The sequence below is a fragment of the Halotalea alkalilenta genome, from assembly GCF_001648175.1.
Classification (GTDB): Bacteria; Pseudomonadota; Gammaproteobacteria; order Pseudomonadales; family Halomonadaceae; genus Halotalea; species Halotalea alkalilenta_A.
Map to the genome: position 1 here is coordinate 2,935,404 of NZ_CP015243.1, position 15,774 is coordinate 2,951,177.

At 63.5% G+C, this 15,774-nt stretch carries 16 protein-coding genes; 2 read left to right on the top strand and 14 right to left on the bottom strand.

Features of this window, described 5'->3' with window-relative positions; translation table 11 throughout:
• Positions 1-116: 116 nt before the first annotated feature.
• From A5892_RS13120 to A5892_RS13150, 7 genes are read right to left on the bottom strand one after another with little or no spacing between them, the layout of a single operon-like run.
• A complete protein-coding gene (locus A5892_RS13120) occupies positions 117-422 on the bottom strand; it encodes a putative quinol monooxygenase (protein WP_064123184.1) in 306 nt (101 codons plus the stop codon).
• Between the two features lie 43 nt (positions 423-465).
• Positions 466-1,557, bottom strand: a complete 1,092-nt coding sequence (locus A5892_RS13125; RefSeq protein ID WP_223302665.1) for an isocitrate/isopropylmalate dehydrogenase family protein — start codon at positions 1,555-1,557, stop codon at positions 466-468.
• Positions 1,558-1,579: 22 nt separating this feature from the next.
• The gene (locus tag A5892_RS13130; protein ID WP_064123186.1) at positions 1,580-2,290 is read right to left on the bottom strand and encodes an RraA family protein; all 711 of its coding nucleotides are present in this window, start codon (positions 2,288-2,290) and stop codon (positions 1,580-1,582) included.
• Positions 2,287-3,378: an Ldh family oxidoreductase gene (locus A5892_RS13135; RefSeq protein ID WP_064123187.1), complete on the bottom strand. Its 1,092-nt coding sequence runs from the start codon at positions 3,376-3,378 to the stop codon at positions 2,287-2,289. Before A5892_RS13135 ends, A5892_RS13130 begins: the two co-directional genes overlap by 4 nt.
• A gap of 45 nt (positions 3,379-3,423) precedes the next feature.
• Positions 3,424-4,698: a TRAP transporter large permease gene (locus A5892_RS13140; RefSeq protein WP_064123188.1), complete on the bottom strand. Its 1,275-nt coding sequence runs from the start codon at positions 4,696-4,698 to the stop codon at positions 3,424-3,426.
• A gap of 10 nt (positions 4,699-4,708) precedes the next feature.
• The gene (locus A5892_RS13145) at positions 4,709-5,161 is read right to left on the bottom strand and encodes a TRAP transporter small permease (protein WP_064123189.1); all 453 of its coding nucleotides are present in this window, start codon (positions 5,159-5,161) and stop codon (positions 4,709-4,711) included.
• 58 nt (positions 5,162-5,219) lie between these two features.
• Positions 5,220-6,206: a TRAP transporter substrate-binding protein gene (locus A5892_RS13150; RefSeq protein ID WP_064123190.1), complete on the bottom strand. Its 987-nt coding sequence runs from the start codon at positions 6,204-6,206 to the stop codon at positions 5,220-5,222.
• 137 nt (positions 6,207-6,343) lie between these two features.
• Between A5892_RS13150 and A5892_RS13155 the strand changes: the two genes are divergently transcribed.
• On the top strand, positions 6,344-7,393 hold the full coding sequence (locus A5892_RS13155) for a LacI family DNA-binding transcriptional regulator (RefSeq protein ID WP_064123191.1): 1,050 nt from the start codon (positions 6,344-6,346) through the stop codon (positions 7,391-7,393).
• Between the two features lie 42 nt (positions 7,394-7,435).
• On the opposite strand, the gene A5892_RS13160 is transcribed toward A5892_RS13155, so the two are convergent.
• From A5892_RS13160 to A5892_RS13190, 7 genes are all read right to left on the bottom strand, one after another.
• Positions 7,436-8,824 carry an FAD-binding oxidoreductase gene (locus tag A5892_RS13160; protein WP_064123192.1) on the bottom strand — a complete coding sequence of 463 codons (1,389 nt, stop codon included), beginning with the start codon at positions 8,822-8,824 and terminating at the stop codon, positions 7,436-7,438.
• On the bottom strand, positions 8,817-9,710 hold the full coding sequence (locus A5892_RS13165) for a sulfurtransferase (RefSeq protein WP_064123193.1): 894 nt from the start codon (positions 9,708-9,710) through the stop codon (positions 8,817-8,819). Before A5892_RS13165 ends, A5892_RS13160 begins: the two co-directional genes overlap by 8 nt.
• A gap of 71 nt (positions 9,711-9,781) precedes the next feature.
• A complete protein-coding gene (locus A5892_RS13170; protein ID WP_064123194.1) occupies positions 9,782-10,543 on the bottom strand; it encodes an amino acid ABC transporter ATP-binding protein in 762 nt (253 codons plus the stop codon).
• A complete protein-coding gene (locus A5892_RS13175) occupies positions 10,540-11,448 on the bottom strand; it encodes an amino acid ABC transporter permease (RefSeq protein ID WP_064123195.1) in 909 nt (302 codons plus the stop codon). The genes A5892_RS13170 and A5892_RS13175 overlap by 4 nt, the downstream gene beginning before the upstream one ends.
• Entirely contained in the window at positions 11,438-12,349 is a 912-nt protein-coding gene (locus A5892_RS13180; RefSeq protein ID WP_064123196.1) for an ABC transporter substrate-binding protein, read from the bottom strand. Before A5892_RS13180 ends, A5892_RS13175 begins: the two co-directional genes overlap by 11 nt.
• Positions 12,349-13,701, bottom strand: coding sequence for an LLM class flavin-dependent oxidoreductase (locus A5892_RS13185; protein WP_064123197.1), 1,353 nt, complete (start codon positions 13,699-13,701; stop codon positions 12,349-12,351). The genes A5892_RS13180 and A5892_RS13185 overlap by 1 nt, the downstream gene beginning before the upstream one ends.
• Positions 13,698-15,050 (bottom strand): MmgE/PrpD family protein, encoded by a 1,353-nt coding sequence (locus A5892_RS13190; RefSeq protein ID WP_064123198.1) that lies wholly within the window; start codon positions 15,048-15,050, stop codon positions 13,698-13,700. The genes A5892_RS13185 and A5892_RS13190 overlap by 4 nt, the downstream gene beginning before the upstream one ends.
• A gap of 557 nt (positions 15,051-15,607) precedes the next feature.
• Here A5892_RS13190 and A5892_RS20505 point away from each other — a divergent pair.
• The gene (locus A5892_RS20505) at positions 15,608-15,745 is read left to right on the top strand and encodes a hypothetical protein (protein ID WP_190295608.1); all 138 of its coding nucleotides are present in this window, start codon (positions 15,608-15,610) and stop codon (positions 15,743-15,745) included.
• Positions 15,746-15,774 lie beyond the last annotated feature (29 nt).

Here is a 15,774-nt window from a genome sequence, read left to right on the forward strand (position 1 = left end):
CGGCCCGCTCGGGCTCGATCATCACTGACCGAGATGACACCAAGATGATGCCGGGGCGATGAATCGCCCCTGGCCGGATCCGCTCCGCGGTGAGCGCCACTGGCGTACGTGGTCATTCACCGCCTGAGGGGATACTCCAGCGTGAACTCCCGCACCGTCTTGCGCTCCACGTACGGCGCCGATTCCCTATCGAATATGCCGAAGTGGGCGGAGTCGAGATGCGCCTGGAATGCCGCAGCGTCCCTATAGACTTCGTAGAGACAGATGCGCTGCGGATCGGACTGATCGGTAAGGACATCGAAGACCTCGCATCCCGCTTCCTTCTCGAGCGACGCTCGGGCGTTGGCCAGCATCAGCGGCATGAAGTCGTTCCTGCCGCCGGGCTTGAGCTTGAAGTCCACCGTGATGATGTAGCGACTCATGGAATGTCCGTGCCTCCTAGGTGGGTGCATGCGGCCGAGCGGGTCACGCGCGCTGAGCGGCAAGTTCCGCCAGTACTGCGCGAGTAATCGCGAGCGTGCCATCCTCGCCGCCGAACTCCACCGGGCGAATCCGCTCGGCATAGGCGCTATCCACCGCCGCGTGCAAGGCGTCGCTGGCGTCGGCGAGACAAGCGATGGAGTGCCGCTGCGCCAGCCAGTCCAGCATCATCGCGGTGGAAAGCAGCATCGCCGTGGGGTTGGCGATACCCTTGCCGGCGATGTCGGGGGCGCTGCCGTGGGCGGGTTGGAACAGAGCGTGCTGGTCGCCGATCTCGGCGCACGGCGCCAGCCCCATACCGCCGACGAGACCGCCGCCCAGATCGGAGATGATGTCGCCGAACATGTTCTCCATCACCAGCACATCATAGGCCCAGGGCTTGCGGATCAGGTCCAGCGCGATGGCGTCGATGTAGGCGCGGTCGGCGGCTACCGTGGGAAAGTCCGAGGCGCGCTCGTCGAAGATCTTCCTGAAAAACGCCATCGCGACGAAGACGTTCGATTTGTCGACGCAGGTGACGCCGCCAGGCCGCCCGCGCCTTTGCTGGCGTCGTTCGGCCAGGCGGAAGGCGAAGTCGAATAGCCGCTCGCTGGTGGCGCGGGTGATCCGCAGGGTTTCCTCTGCCACCTGGTCGTGTTCGACGACGCCCTTCCCGCGCGAGTAGAAAAGCCCCTCCGTCGATTCACGGATGATCACGAGATCGATCTCATCCGACCTCGGGTCGGCGAGGACGCGCGGCGTATTCGGCAGTCGCCTGACCGGGCGCACGCCGGCATAGAGGCCGAACTCCCGACGCATCTCGAGGTGGGGGGCGATCTCCGTGCCGTCGGGATAGCGCACGTCCGGCAGCCCCATCGCACCGAACAGGATGGCATCCGCGCGGCGAGCGGCTTCGAAGCTCTCATCGGACAGCGCGGTGCCGGTCTGCGCATAGTGCAGGGCACCGCCTGCGTGGGTATGCTTGCGCAGTCGAAATCCGAAGCGCGCCTCCAACTGCTCGAGCACCGCGAGCGCGCTGTCCATGACCTCAATGCCGATGCCGTCTCCCGGCATCACGACGATATCGAGTTGGTTCATTTTCATCGCTCCTGTCGGCTTTTCAGCAGCTCGGCCCGGTGACCGGGCGCACGTGCGCGAATCTTGGATTGGCCCGAAACACCTCGGCTCGCTCGCCGCCGGCGCGCAGCTCATCGCCGATCACCCGCTCTATGCGCAGGAGCTCCTCGGCGTCTTCGACCACACTGGCGATCATTTGCTGCGGCACGACGACGACGCCGTCACCATCGCCCAGGATGTAGTCGCCCGGCGCAACCTGGACCAGGCCACCGCCGCTGCCCGGCAGGGTCACCGGGATACCAGCGGCCACCGCGCGCCAGCGCCTGGCGCCGTTGACCGGAGTGAGCGCGCTCTGCACGCAGGGCAGCCCGAGTGCCCGGATCTCCTCGGCGTCACGAATCGCCCCATCCGTCACCACTGCCTGACAGCCCGCGCGCTGGAGGCTGTAGGCGACGAAGCCACCGAGCAGCGCGCCGGTTCTGTAACCGCCGGATGCGATCACCAGGATCGATCCAGGGAAGGTGATGCTTTCCATCGTCTCGACAGGGAGCGCCGGCGACACGGTCCGGGCATTGAGGATCGGCTCGCCGCGCAGGGTCGCGGCCCGCCCGGCGAAGCGCTTGCCCGGCGAGAGCGCGAACAGCTCGGCCGAAAGAGCGTGGCAGGGGATCCCGGCTTCATCGAGCACGTCGCTGACCTGCCCTGACTCCAGCTTGGCCAAACGGCCGAGCCACTGATCGTTTCGTTCGGTCATGTCCGGGCCTCCAGTTGATCGATCAGGTCGGCGTCACTGCCAAGCGTCCCTGCGAGGCTTACCACCTCATCCACCACCGACCGGCCGATCGGGATGCCCTCCTCCCTGTGCTTGATTTCCTTGCGATCCTCGATCTCGCCGGGCATCAGTATCTCCTCGGTGCCGGGAGCGAGCGTCGAGGCCTTCATGATCCCGATGTATTCATCCATCCTCTGCTTGAACATGCCGATATCGATGAATGCACCGATGTCGATCGCGATGACGAAATGCCCGTTGCGCTGCGGCGCATCGAGATCGTCATAGAGATTGGTGAGCTCCTGGCCGAACTTCCCACCGGTCAGCAGCCCGGAAAGGATTTCGCAGGCCAGGATCAGCCCCCATCCCTTGTGTCCACCGATCGGCAGGATCCAGCCGCCCTTCTTCACCCAGTTGGGATCGTTGGTAGGATTCCCATCGCGATCGACCAGCCAGCCGTCCGGCAGGGTCATGCCCTTTTCGGCGTAGTAAAGGATCTTGCCGCGCGATGACATGCCAAGCGCCGCATCGAGAATGATCGGACGCGCCTTTTCGGTCGGCACACCGATCGCGATCGGCAACGGGCCCGTCAGCATGGTCTTGCCGCCCCAGACGGGCATGATCGGTGAGCCGTTGGTCGTCGCGATACCGATCATGTCGGCTGCGATCGCCCGCTTCACGTAGTAGGCGTTTTCGCCGTTGTGATTGGAGTTGCGAATGCCCACCGCGGCGATGCCGGTGCGTTTCGCCTTGTCGATCGCCAGATCCATCGCGCTCGAGGTCAGTACCGCCCCCAGCCCCTCCTCGCCATCGATCAGCGCGGTCGCAGGCGTTTCGCTGACCACTCGTCCCCGCGAGCCAGGCTTGAATCCCCCCCGCTGCAGCCGCTCGATGTACACCGGTAGGCGCATGACGCCGTGTGAATTCATCCCGCGGACATCGGCCGATACCAGGGAGTCCGCGACGATCCTCGCATCCTCGACCGCCACCCCCACCCGGGTCAGCATGTCGGCGACCAGCGTTTCAAGCTTGGCGGCGTCGATCAGATAAGTCCCGTCATCTCGAATTTTCATCGTGCTTTTACTCCTCATTGAGGATTGGTATGAGGCAGGGCCTCGCTAGCCAAGCACCAGCCTTGGCAACCACAGCGACAGGTCCGGCCAGACGGTGATCAGCAGAACCACACCGATTCCAGCGAGCAAAAATGGGAAGGAGGCGACAGCGCCCCGCTCGAGCGGCACGTTTCCGATCTTGCAGGCCAGCGCCAAAACGATGCCGACCGGCGGGGTGAGCAGGCCAAGACAAAGGTTGGCCGTGACGATCACGCCGAAGTGCACAGGGTCAATGCCGATCTGCTGGGAGACGGGGAAGAGGATCGGCAGCACCATGATCTTCGCCGCGTTGACCTCCATGAACGTGCCCAGGAGCAGCAGTACGAGGTTGACCAGCATGAGAAACGCCAGCGGAGTGTCCGCCACGGAGAGGATCCAGGTGGCTATCGCCTCCGGGGTTCGGGTATGGGCCAGGATCCAAGCGAACAGCCCCGCCGCCCCGATGATGATCATCACCACCGCGGTCGACTGCACGGTACTGCGAACGCTTTCGAGAAAAGTGCTCAGGTTCATCGAGCGGTATATCAGGCCAACCCCCATGGCGTAGAGCACGGCGATGGCCGCGGCTTCCGTCACCGTGAAGATGCCCATGCGGATACCGAACAGGATGAATACCGGCAGCAACAGCGCCAGGCTCGCCGCGCGCGCGGTGACGACGACCTCCTTCAGCGGCGCGGGCGGAAGTACCGGCATTTCCTCGCGATGGGCCTTCCAGATCACCACCGCCAGCATCGCCGCGGCCCATAGCAGCGAGGGTATGATCGCCGCCATGAACAGCCGGATGATGGAGGTATCGGTGATGAACCCGTAGAGGATCCAGGCGATCGACGGCGGAATCATCGGCGAGAGGGGCGCCGACGCCGCGGTCACCGCAACGGAGAACGCGGGCGTATAGCCCGAGCGGACCATGGCGGGGATGAACGTCCTGCCGAGTGCGCTGGTATCGGCGACGGCCGACCCGGAGATGCCGCCGAAAAGCACCGATGAGAGGACGTTGGACATCGCCAGGCCGCCGCGAAACCGGCCGACTACGGCATTAGCGAAACGCACCAGGCGATCGGCCAACCCTCCCTGGCTGATGAGTGCGCCGGTGAAGAGGAAGAAGGGGATCGCAAGCAGCGAAAAGCTGTCCATCCCGGAGAATATGCGCTGGGGAATGATCAGCGGATTGACGCTGCCACCGAATAAGATGGTCAGCATGCTGCCCGAGAGCAAAGCGAACCCGACGGGTACGCCGATCAACAGCAGGATGGTGAAAGAGACCGCGAGAATGACGAGCATCGTTGCTGCCTCAGCGAGCGGCACGGCGGCCGAGAATGAATAGGGCGATCAGCAAAGAACCGATCGGGATGGCGGCATATGCCCAGCTCATCTGCACGTTGAGGCCCGTCGAGACCCGACGCGCCCCGGAGACGGCAAAACCATATCCGTAAAAGGCGAGCGCGCCGGACATGCATACGACGATGCTGTCGCGGATGAATTCGATCAGCCGTTGCAGCGGCAGGGGCAGCAGATCGACGAGAACCGTCACCGAGATATGGCCGCCGTGTTCGAGGACGTAGGCGCTGCCGAGCATGGTGACCCAGACCAGCAGGAATCGAGCGAGCTCTTCCGACCAGATCGTCGGCGCTCCGAGGACATAGCGGGCGAAGACCTGCCAGACGATGGAGGCGACCATGATCAGGAACAAAGCGATCAGGATCTTGTCGAGACTTCGCTCGACAAGAGAGAGTAAGTAATTCATGCGAGATACCCCTATGGGGACAGGACGGCAGTCGAATGGCCGCCTGATCGTTTATGGGTCAGATGCGACCTACGTCCTGGAATTTATCTATCCACTCCTGCATGTCTTGCGGAAACTGATCCTTCATCGGCTCCAGTTTTACCTGGAATTCCTCCACGTCCGGGCGAATGATGGTAACACCATGCTGCTGCAGATTTTCTTCGTATCCCTCCAACAGGATGAGCAACTGCTCGCTGCCCCATTGCATTGCCTTTTCCCCCTCCTCGACCAGCACCCGCTGTACATCATCCGGCAAACTTCGGAAGTAGGCAGCATCGAAAATGAAGGTGTAATAGGCATTCACATGCCCGGTGGTGATGACATAGGGAACGGCTTCGTAATATCGTGAACGTACTTGTGCCTCCAGCGGATTCTCGGCGGCATCGATGATCCCTTGCTGGAGCGCGGTATAGACATCGAGGCTCGGCATCGGTGTCGGGCTTGCGCCAAGCGTTTCCCAGGTCGCACGAAATATCCGCTGGTTGGGGACTCGGATCTTCAATCCGACGAGATCTTCGGGTGTGCGCACTTCCCGGTTGGCGGCCAGCTCCCGCGGGCCTCTATAGCCTGCCCCGACGAGCTTGAAGCCGGCACGCTTCTCGAGTTCGTCGTGGAACTGCTGGCCGACACCGCCCTCCACCATGACCTGCGTGAAGTGCTCATAATCGCGAATCAAGTAAGGATAGGAGCCAAGGCTCGCCAAAGGTTCGTAGCCATCCAGGTTGCCGACTTCCTGGATGACGATGTGCGTGGTACCGAACTGCAGCGCCTCGATGGTGTCCTCGGCGCTGCCGAGTGCGCCCGAGTAAGACATCCTGATCTGGACATCATTATCGGTACGCTGTGCAACGGCTTCGGCGAATCGATCTCCGACCTTGGCCCATAGATTGTCCTGAGGAGCAATCGTTGCGGCCTCCAGTCGATAGGTCTGGGCGGATGCTGGTTGCACGGCAATAATGGCCACGGTCGCAAGCGAAGCGATATAGAAATGGCGCAGAATACCCATTTGGTAGATCCTCCCAAATGTGATTGATGGTGCCTGCCAAATGCTCCATGAGGTCTGTGTTATGACATGCGCTAACATAGCGAGTATATTAGCGTTTAGTACTGTCCTTTCCTTTCAATAGCCATGCGGAGCTGGGAATGACCAATGGGAAGTCTCGTCGGACCAGGATGGCGGCCAAGCAGGCGAGCATGGCCGATGTAGCGGATCGTGCCGGCGTATCGATGATCACAGTGTCACGCATGTTGAGGGAGCCCTCCCGCGTGGCGCCGGAAACCAGAAGGCGTATCGAGCAGGCGATGGCCGAGGTTGGCTACGTGCCAAACCTGGTGGCCGGTGGCCTTGCCGCGACACGAACGCGGATCGTCGCGGCGATCGTGCCCTACATCCAGCACGGCGTTTTCGCCGATGCGGTGCAGGGATTGACCGATGGTCTCAGACAGGCGGGATACTGCGTGCTGCTCGGCAGTTCAGGGGGGGTCGCGAAGGAGGAGGAGACGATCATCCGAACGCTGCTCGGCCATCGCCCGGCGGGCCTGGTCATCCAGGGGGCCAATCATACCGATGCCACGCGCGCGCTACTGGTCAAGGCGAACATCCCGATCGTCGAGATGGGCACACTCACCGACACCCCCGTCGACATGTGCGTCGGCTACTCGAACCGTGAGGCCGCCTGCGGCGCGGTGGGCCATATGATTGCCACCGGCTGCCGCAGGATCGGGCTGGTGGTCGCGCCGATCGCCAGCAATGACCGTCATTCGCAACGCCTGATGGGCTATGTCGATGCCTTGGAACGGGTCGGTATCACGCATGATTCCTCGCTGGTAGCGACCGCGCGCGGATTCAATTTCAACGATGGGTGCACAGCGGTAGCATCGCTCTTGGATCGCCATCCAGACCTCGACGGACTGTTCTGTGCCTCCGATATCTGGGCGATGTCGGCACTCGCCGAGTGCCGCAAAAGAGGCATCCAGGTACCGGCGGAGCTGTCCGTCTGCGGCTTCAACGACCAAGAGTTCTCCAGCGAGCTTTCCCCTCCTCTGACCACGGTGCGCGTGCCACGCCTGGAGATCGGCGCGCACGCGGCGGAGTTGATCATCGCAAGGCTCAGCAACCAGCCGATTGCGGCCAGGAAGACGGATGTCGGTTTCGAACTGGTGCTGCGGGAAAGCACTCTACCGGCGTCCTGATCCAGCTCTCGTGCGATTTGCGCGCCCGCGTTTCTTCAAGGCTCAGCGCGGGTCGCCCGCGTCGAATACTTTGCCAGGGTTCATCAGCTCGAAGGGGTCGAGGGCGCGCTTCAGCGCCAACATGACATCGATCGCCTCTTCGCCGCATTCACGCTTCAAGTAGCCGATCTTGCCGGTACCGATGCCATGTTCACCGCTACAGGTGCCGCCCACCGAGAGCGCCTTATCGACGATCTCCGAGTTGATCCGCGCGACTTCGGCCATCTCCTCCGGCCGTGCGGGGTCGACCGAAAACACCGCGTGAAAATTGCCATCGCCGACGTGGCCAAGGATCGCTGCGGGCACCTGGGTGGTGTCGAGGGCGGCCTGGGCATGCAAAATGCATTCGCTGAGTCGCGAAACCGGTACGCAGACGTCAGAACTCCACCCCCGGCCACCGGGACGCTGGGCGACGATGGCGTAGAACGCATCCTTGCGCGCAGCCCACAAACGCTCGCGTGCCTCGATCTCGCTGGCCCATTCGAAGCCCACCGCACCCTGCGCGGCGGCGATCAGTTCGACCTTTTCGATCTGCTCGGCCACCGCCGCGGCTGAGCCGGCGAATTCGAACACCAGCGTATCCCGCATCGCGAGCGAGAGCCCCGAATAGGCGTTGACCGCCTGCACCAGGCGCCGATCCATCAGTTCCATCCGCGCGATCGGCACGCCCTGCTGCACCACCGCGATGGCGGTGTCGACCGCGTCCCCCACGCAAGGAAATCCACAGACAGCGACCGAGCTGGTCTCGGGTATGGCGTAGAGCCGTAGAGTGACTTCGGTGATGATGCCAAGCGTACCCTCCGAGCCCACCAGCAGACGGGTGAGGTCATAACCGGCGGCGGACTTGCGCGCACGGCCACCGGTCTTGATCACCCGGCCATCGGCCAGCACCACGGTCAGCGCCAGTACGTTCTCACGCATGGTGCCGTAGCGCACCGCATTGGTTCCGGAGGCGCGGGTGGCGACCATTCCGCCCAGCGTCGCACCGACTCCCGCATCGATCGGGAAGAACAGGCCTTCGGCGATCAGCGCTTGGTTGAGATCCTCCCGGGTGACGCCGGCCTGCACGGTGCAGTCGAGATCGCTCGCACTGGCCCGCAGCACCCGATTCATCCTCGAAAGATCGATGCTGAGCCCGCCTCGCTGGGCGCTCAGCTGCCCTTCGAGCGAGGTACCCGCGCCGAAAGCGACAAGCGGAATCCGCTCGCGCGCGCACAGCGATACCGCGAGCGCCACTTCCTCGGTGCTCTCGGCAAAGAATACCGCGTCGGGGTTCGCCGGCGTGTGGTGCGCCTTGCCACCGGCGTGTGCGATCAGCGTCGCGGCGTCGGTGGTGAAGCGATCTTTGAAGCGTTCGCGGAGTTCGCTGAAGGCCTTGCTTCGTTCATGCATCGCCGCTCTCGCTTCTTCCCGGTTCGAAAGTGGATTCGCCCTGCGCGCAAGGCAAGCGTTCATCCGCCCCCCATTGCGACCAGGAGCCGTCATAGACCGCTACGTCAAGCTTGCCGAGCCGATAGAGCGCGAACGCCAGCGCGCAGGCGGTGACCCCCGAACCACAGCTGGCGATGACCGGCGCGTTCCAATCGAGCCCGGCGGTCTCGAAACGCGCACGGAGCGTGCGCTGGTCGAGCATCTGGCCGGTAGCGGGATCGCTCAGCCGATCGAATGCCAGGTTGAGGCTGCCTGGTATGTGCCCCGCGCGCAGGCCAGGGCGTTTCTCCGCTTCGGCGCCGGTGAACCGAGAAGCACTGCGCGCATCGATCAGCTGGGCGCGGTGTGAAGCGAGGTTCTCCTCCACCGCTGTCTTGTCGCTGACCAGCTCCGGCCTGAAGCGCGCGCGGAACTGACGCGGCATCCATTGCGCTGGTTGCGCTGTGACCTCGCGACCTTCGGCGAGCCATTTTCGCAAACCGCCATCGAGCAGCCTCACCCGCCGATGACCGAACACCTCGAGCGTCCACCAGGCGCGCGCCGCGGACATCAGCCCTGGGGTGTCGTAGACCACGACCAGCGTATCGTCATCGATTCCCAGCTCGCCGATCAGCCTCTCGGCCAGTGCGGGGTCGGGCAGCATATGGGGCAGCGACGACCCCGGATCAGCGAAAGCATCGATGTCGAAAAAACGCGCGCCTTCGATATGCCGCTGGGCATAAAGTTCGCCACCGGTGGGCGTCACGCCAGGCAAGGTGTAGGTGGCATCGAGCACCACCAGCGCATCGTCCTGCAGATGGCGCGCAAGCCAGTCGGTGGATACCAGCGGATCTGGTGAAGAAGTCATCAAAGCTTCCTGCATGTATGAGAGTGAGCGAAGACAGCCATTCGTCGGCCACCAATGACGGCGCGACCGGCCTACAGCACGGTGGAGAGAAAAGCGCTGGTGCGTCCGTGGCGCGGTGCGTCCAGCACCTGGCTCGGCGGGCCGGACTCGATGATCCGGCCTTGGTCCATGAACACGATCTGATCGGCAACCTCGCGGGCGAAGCCGATTTCATGGGTCACCACCATCATGGTCATGCCGCTGCGAGCCAGCGACTTCATCACCTGCAGCACGTCACCAACCAGCTCCGGATCGAGCGCGGAGGTCGGTTCATCGAACAGCATCACCTCCGGCTCCATCGCCAGCGCCCGCGCAATCGCGATACGCTGTTGCTGGCCGCCGGAAAGTTCGCGAGGCCACGCCGCCGCGCGATCGGCGAGACCGACTTGGGCGAGCAGACGCTGGGCACGCGCGATGGCCACCGCCTTTGACTCGCGGCGTACCAGCAGCGGCGCCTCGATGAGGTTTTCGATCACGGTCCGGTGGGGAAACAGATTGAAGTGCTGGAACACCATGCCGATACGCGCGCGCTGGCGCGCCACCGCGCGAGCGCTAAGCTCGTGCAGCCGGTCGCCGTCGCGACGATAGCCGATCAGCTCACCGCCGACTTCGATGGTGCCCGCATCGACGCTCTCGAGGTGATTGACACAGCGCAACAGGGTCGACTTACCCGATCCGGATGGCCCGAGCACCACGCAGACGCTGCCCGCGGGAATCGCAAGCGAAACATCGTCGAGCACGCGGGAAAAACCAAACGACTTGCTCACTCGGGAGATCTCGATCGCAGCACTCATCGGTGCACTCCCCGCCGGGGAAGCGCACGGCGTAGCAGCCATTGCCACGACATCGCACTCTGCTGCGCGGCGCCGCGACCGTAGTGACGCTCGATCATGAACTGGCCGATCGACAAAATCGTGGTCATCGCCATGTACCAGATCGTCGCCACCATCAGCAGCGGAATCACCTCATAGGTGCGCTGATAGATGATCTGCGCTGAATAGAGCAGATCCTGCAGTGCAATCACCGACACCACCGCGGTGGTTTTGAGCTGCCCGATCACCTCGTTACCCGCCGGCGGCAGGATGGTGCGCATCGCCTGGGGCAAGACCACCCGACGGAAACCCTGGAGCGGGGTCAGCCCCAAAGCCCGAGCGGCGTCGAGCTGGCCCGTATTGACACCGAGAATACCGGCACGAACGATCTCGGCGGCATAGGCCGCCTGGTGCATCACCAGGGCGATCACGGCGGCGCTGAATGGGCTGATCACACTGTTGGTCGGTGCCGACCACAGCTCGCCGAGACCGGGAATGGACAGCCCCAGCCGAGGATACAACGCGGCGATGTTGTACCAGAGGAACAGCTGGACCAGCATCGGCACTGCGCGAAACAGCCAGGTGTAGGTCCAGCTCACCGCGACCAGGACCGGGTTGGCGCTGAGCCGCATCAGTGCCAGTACGATGCCACCAGCGAAGCCGAACACGACCGAGATGAAGGTCAGCTCGATGGTCATTCTCACCCCTGCGAGAATCGAGTCGCTGGTGAGATTGCGCGCCACCACCTCCCACTCGAAATTGGGATTGCGAACCATCGAATTGATCATCAGCGCGACGACCGCCAGTGCCACGACCGCGGAGCACCAGCGCCCGTAATGGCGCTTGCGCACCACCTTCAGCGGCGCCGCGGCAGGCTCAGCGGCCATCGAGGATCTCCTGGTTGGACTTGGCCTCGCTCACCGCGCCATAGCCGATCTCCCAACGATCGAGGATCCGTCGATAGGTACCGTCGTCGATCAGCGATTGCAGCGCTTGACGCACCGGCTCGGTGAGCTCGGAGTCCTTGCCGAGGCCGATGCCGACGAAACTTGGCGGCACCTCGAACTCTCCGCCCAGAACCAGCGCACCGCGAGAGGCCGACGCCTGGTACTTGAGCCCTTCGTAGGGACCGAAGAATGCCGGCGTACGTCCGCTGACCACCGACTGCACGCCTGACGGGCGGTCGGGGAACAGCGGTATGTCGATCTTCTCTTTGCCTTCGGCGACGCAGCGCTCGCTCTGCTGCTCGAGCACCGCCACGTTCTGGGTACCGGAGCCACCGCCGACGGTCCTGCCGCAGAGCTGGCCCAACTCGGTGAGAAGCTCGTCGCCGGCATCGCTGCGAACCACCATACCGAGGCGGTTATTGTTGAAATAGCCGACGAAATCGACCCGTTGGAGGCGCACCGAATTGACGTCCAGATTGGCCAGCGCAGCATCGTAGCGCCCGGTGCTCAGTCCCGGAATGATGTTGTCGAAACCACCCGCATCGTTCCAGCGGGGCTTAAGCCCTAAGCGATGCGCGATGGCGGTCATCACATCGATTTCCCGGCCCTCGAGCGAACGGTTGTCTTCGCCATAGAACACCGTCGGCGGAGTGTTGGGATTGGTTCCGATATTGATGAATCCAGCCTGTCGTATGGAATCAGGAAGGATCGCTTCGAGCGCCGGGTCGGCACTGACCTCGAAGTCGGTCTTGATCGGCACGTTGGATTGCTGCGCCTGCGCGGTGGCGCAGACCGACAAGGCGAGAGTCATGGTGAGGGCGAATCGTCTCAATATGGTCATCAAGCGTGCTCGTCATCTAAGGGGCGCAGATTGGCGAAGTTCTCGGCCACGCTGGGCAAGCCGAGATTCTCGCGCAGGGTGTCGAATTCATAGTTCTCGCGGAACAATCCACGGCGGCGCAGCTCGGGAATCACCAGGTCGACGAACAGCTCGAGCTGGCCGGGCAGGACGGCGGGCATCACGTTGAACCCATCGGCACCGCCCTGCTCGAGCCAGTTCTCGAAATCGTCGGCGATATCATTCGCGTCACCGACCACCACCCGGTGCCCGCGGGAGCCTGCCGCTACCGCCGCCAGCTGGCGCAGCGTCAGCCCCTCGCGCGCAGCCAGGTCGGTGAGCAGACGCACACGGCTCTGGCCGCCCTCCACTTCGCCAACCTCCGGCACTGGTGCATCGAGGGGATAAGCGGACAGATCGAAACCGAAACGCGCGGAGAGCTGCTGGATGCCGTTGTCGATGTCGACCCACTGATTGAGCTGCTCCCATGTCCGCTGGGCCTCGGCGCGGTCGTGCCCAACGATCGGCATCACCCCAGGCAGCACCAGCAGATGGTCTGGATTGCGCCCTGCCGCCGCGACCAGCCGCTTCTGGCTGCGGTAGAACGCCTGCCCTTCTTCCAGGGTGGCGGCAGCGGTGAACACCACTTCGGCGGTCTGCGCGGCGAGGCGCTGTCCAGCGGCTGAGGAGCCGGCTTCGATGATCACGGGCCGCCCCTGGGGCGAGCGAGCGATGTTCAGCGGACCCTCGACGGAAAAATGCTCACCGCGGTGGTTAGCTGGGTGGATCTTGTCGTCATCGGCATAGATCCCGCGTGCCTTGTCGCCCACGATCGCGCCCTCCTCCCAGCCATCCCACAGTGCATGGGTCACTTCGAGAAACTCCTGAGCCAGCGCATAGCGATCGGCGTGGCTCGGCAGGTCCTCACGGCTGAAATTACGGGCAGCCCCTTCGGAAAAGGAGGTGACCACGTTCCACGCCGCGCGGCCATGGCTGATGTGGTCGATCGAGGCAAGTGCGCGCGCGAGGTGGAATGGCTGGTCGAATGTCGTCGAGGCGGTCGCGGCCAGACCGATGTGGCGGGTACGCCCGGCGAGGGCGGCGAGCAGGGTGAGCGGCTCGAGCCGTGACATCGTCGACGGCAGCCTATGCACGCTGGTGGCCAGCGCATCGCCGACGAAGAACATATCGAAGCCCCCACGCTCCGCGGTTTCGGCGATCCAGCCGAACCAGTCGATATCGGTCGGTGAGCCCTTCGCCTCGGGATGGCGCCAGCCACCTACGTGGTGTCCCAGCGCCTGCACGAAGAGGCCAAGCCTCAGCTGTCGCCGAGGCTTGCTGTCAGAGTTGCTCATGGAGTGCTTCCGTTCAGGGTAAGAAATTCGAGCAGAGCGTCGATGTCCCGATCACCCCGCAGCGCCAGATGGTGGCGGAGCCGGTTCAGCGCCGGTCCCTCAAGCGTCTCGGCGAGCTTGGCGTCGATATCGACCGGCCGCGCCACGACCTCGGCCCTGGTCACCCGCTCGATTAGTTCGCGCTTGGAGGTGAGGCGCAGGATGATGCGGTGAAAACGCGCGTCGGGATCGAGCGCGTCCGGCGGCGCAGCGGGATCTTCCTCGCGCACCACCCGCGCAGCCAGCGCGGCCAGGCGGACATCCACCGGCCCTTCGACGAAACGAGAAAGCGCCACCCCGCCCTCCAGCAGCGCCGCGGCGATTACGTATTCGAGACTGAAGCGCGCCTCGACACCGTTTTTGGGTAGGCGAATGAACGGCGCGACATCGGCACCGGGCGGAAACTGCACCACCACGTGCTCGATCAATTCGTCCAGACGATCGGCGCCATAGGCCTCGACCAACCGCACGCGCAGCGCCAGCGCGGCATCCGCGGCACCATGGGTGCCGCCGCAGGTAGGGTAGCGCTTGAACTCGAGACCCGGCGTGACGATGCGCCATGGCGCTCCCCAATCCGCCAGCAGTCTCTCGGGACGAGCAGCGCCGAGCCCCAGGGTGTCGAGAAAACCCGGCAACACCTCTTGGTTGGCGGGAAAATCGAGCGCTGCCAGCCTTGCTGACTCATAGCCCGCCCGAGCCGCAAGGCCAGCATGCAAGGGTTTGGCGGCCGAGCCGAACTGCGCACGCAAACCGGCGGCCTGGGTCGCCGCAAGGCCGAGCGCTATCGAAGTCCGCTCGATGTCGAGACGATGCAGTCTGGCGACCGCAGCGGCGGCCGCAATGGTGCCAAGCGTCGCCGTCGAGTGGAAACCAGCGACATAGTGGCGCGAGCCTATCGCCAACCCCAATCTTCCAGCGACTTCCACCCCCAGGATGTAAGCGCTGAGAAAGTCTTCGCTCGACCCAGGGCGCCGCTCCCATGCCGCCAGCAGAGCGGGAAGGACTACCGTGCTCGGATGCCCCCGCATGCCCGCATGATAATCGTCGAAATCCAACGCATGGCCGAGATAGCCGAGCAGCACCGCCCGATCTCCAGGTTCACCATGGGCAAACGTCTCGCGCACCGCGCCCAGGCCCGAATCGGGTACCAAAGCGGTGGCAACAGGTAGCGCGGAGGCGATGAAATCAGCCACCCCGCGGCGTGCTGCCGCCCGCGCCGAAGCATCCGATGGGGAGGAACGCTGGATGGCGAACGCCAGCGCGTTGGTAAGACGCCCAGGACTCGGTGAGCAAGTACGGGAAGTATTCATGTCGCGAGGATCAAGGTCGAAAAAGTCCCACTGTAGACAGCGCCAATATCAAGGCCCGCCCCTATCGAATGTTTGAATGCTGATGCAAAACAGAGCGGCGAGGAGAACGGGGCACCATAGTACCTGCCGATTCGAGGGCGTTGAATTTCAACCAGATATCAATTTTGAATCTCTTATTCTCAATCCATGGATATCGATATTCACCTTCCCACATCGAAGACCCGGCGCCGTGCGAACGGGTTGGACGCTCCTGGTTCGGCGCCATACCTTCCACCCGTTCGTCCCGAGTGCAGCGTGGTTCGATGGGCTTGCGCGCATCTCGATCCCGAGCCAGTCGAAGGGTCGAGGGACATGCACGACGACGTCGAGGGATCGCGCGACGGCGATGAGGATGCATCTAAGGGCTCGAAGGCATTTCGAGGCGCGCTTAACGCGCCATTAGTCGGTACATTGATGGGATCAGAAATGAACAACATCACGGCTTAATATAAAAACTGAAACAATTCTCGCGCTAATCTACACTTATCACTCACGAGCCAAGGAGGCGATAGACTTCGATGACCATCATGGATGGGTTGTCCAAACGGCGGTCCGCTGCCGACGATCAGCAGATCAAGGCCTTCGAGCAAGAACTCGAGCGGGTCCGAGCCATCTCGGTCAAAGGCTACCGGCTGCCGGCGAAGAAGCCCCGCTAGCGCGACGTCGTCAGTGGGTGACGGCTGCG

Coding starts and splice junctions, on each gene's coding strand:
- A5892_RS13190 (WP_064123198.1), bottom strand. CDS start 15,050: ATGAATACTTCCCGTACTTGCTCACCGAGTCCTGGGCGTCTTACCAAC.
- A5892_RS13155 (WP_064123191.1), top strand. CDS start 6,344: ATGACCAATGGGAAGTCTCGTCGGACCAGGATGGCGGCCAAGCAGGCG.
- A5892_RS13160 (WP_064123192.1), bottom strand. CDS start 8,824: ATGCATGAACGAAGCAAGGCCTTCAGCGAACTCCGCGAACGCTTCAAA.
- A5892_RS13170 (WP_064123194.1), bottom strand. CDS start 10,543: ATGAGTGCTGCGATCGAGATCTCCCGAGTGAGCAAGTCGTTTGGTTTT.
- A5892_RS13120 (WP_064123184.1), bottom strand. CDS start 422: ATGAGTCGCTACATCATCACGGTGGACTTCAAGCTCAAGCCCGGCGGC.
- A5892_RS13130 (WP_064123186.1), bottom strand. CDS start 2,290: ATGACCGAACGAAACGATCAGTGGCTCGGCCGTTTGGCCAAGCTGGAG.
- A5892_RS13125 (WP_223302665.1), bottom strand. CDS start 1,557: ATGAACCAACTCGATATCGTCGTGATGCCGGGAGACGGCATCGGCATT.
- A5892_RS13175 (WP_064123195.1), bottom strand. CDS start 11,448: ATGGCCGCTGAGCCTGCCGCGGCGCCGCTGAAGGTGGTGCGCAAGCGC.
- A5892_RS13140 (WP_064123188.1), bottom strand. CDS start 4,698: ATGCTCGTCATTCTCGCGGTCTCTTTCACCATCCTGCTGTTGATCGGC.
- A5892_RS13180 (WP_064123196.1), bottom strand. CDS start 12,349: ATGACCATATTGAGACGATTCGCCCTCACCATGACTCTCGCCTTGTCG.
- A5892_RS13135 (WP_064123187.1), bottom strand. CDS start 3,378: ATGAAAATTCGAGATGACGGGACTTATCTGATCGACGCCGCCAAGCTT.
- A5892_RS13185 (WP_064123197.1), bottom strand. CDS start 13,701: ATGAGCAACTCTGACAGCAAGCCTCGGCGACAGCTGAGGCTTGGCCTC.
- A5892_RS13145 (WP_064123189.1), bottom strand. CDS start 5,161: ATGAATTACTTACTCTCTCTTGTCGAGCGAAGTCTCGACAAGATCCTG.
- A5892_RS13150 (WP_064123190.1), bottom strand. CDS start 6,206: ATGGGTATTCTGCGCCATTTCTATATCGCTTCGCTTGCGACCGTGGCC.
- A5892_RS13165 (WP_064123193.1), bottom strand. CDS start 9,710: ATGACTTCTTCACCAGATCCGCTGGTATCCACCGACTGGCTTGCGCGC.
- A5892_RS20505 (WP_190295608.1), top strand. CDS start 15,608: ATGACCATCATGGATGGGTTGTCCAAACGGCGGTCCGCTGCCGACGAT.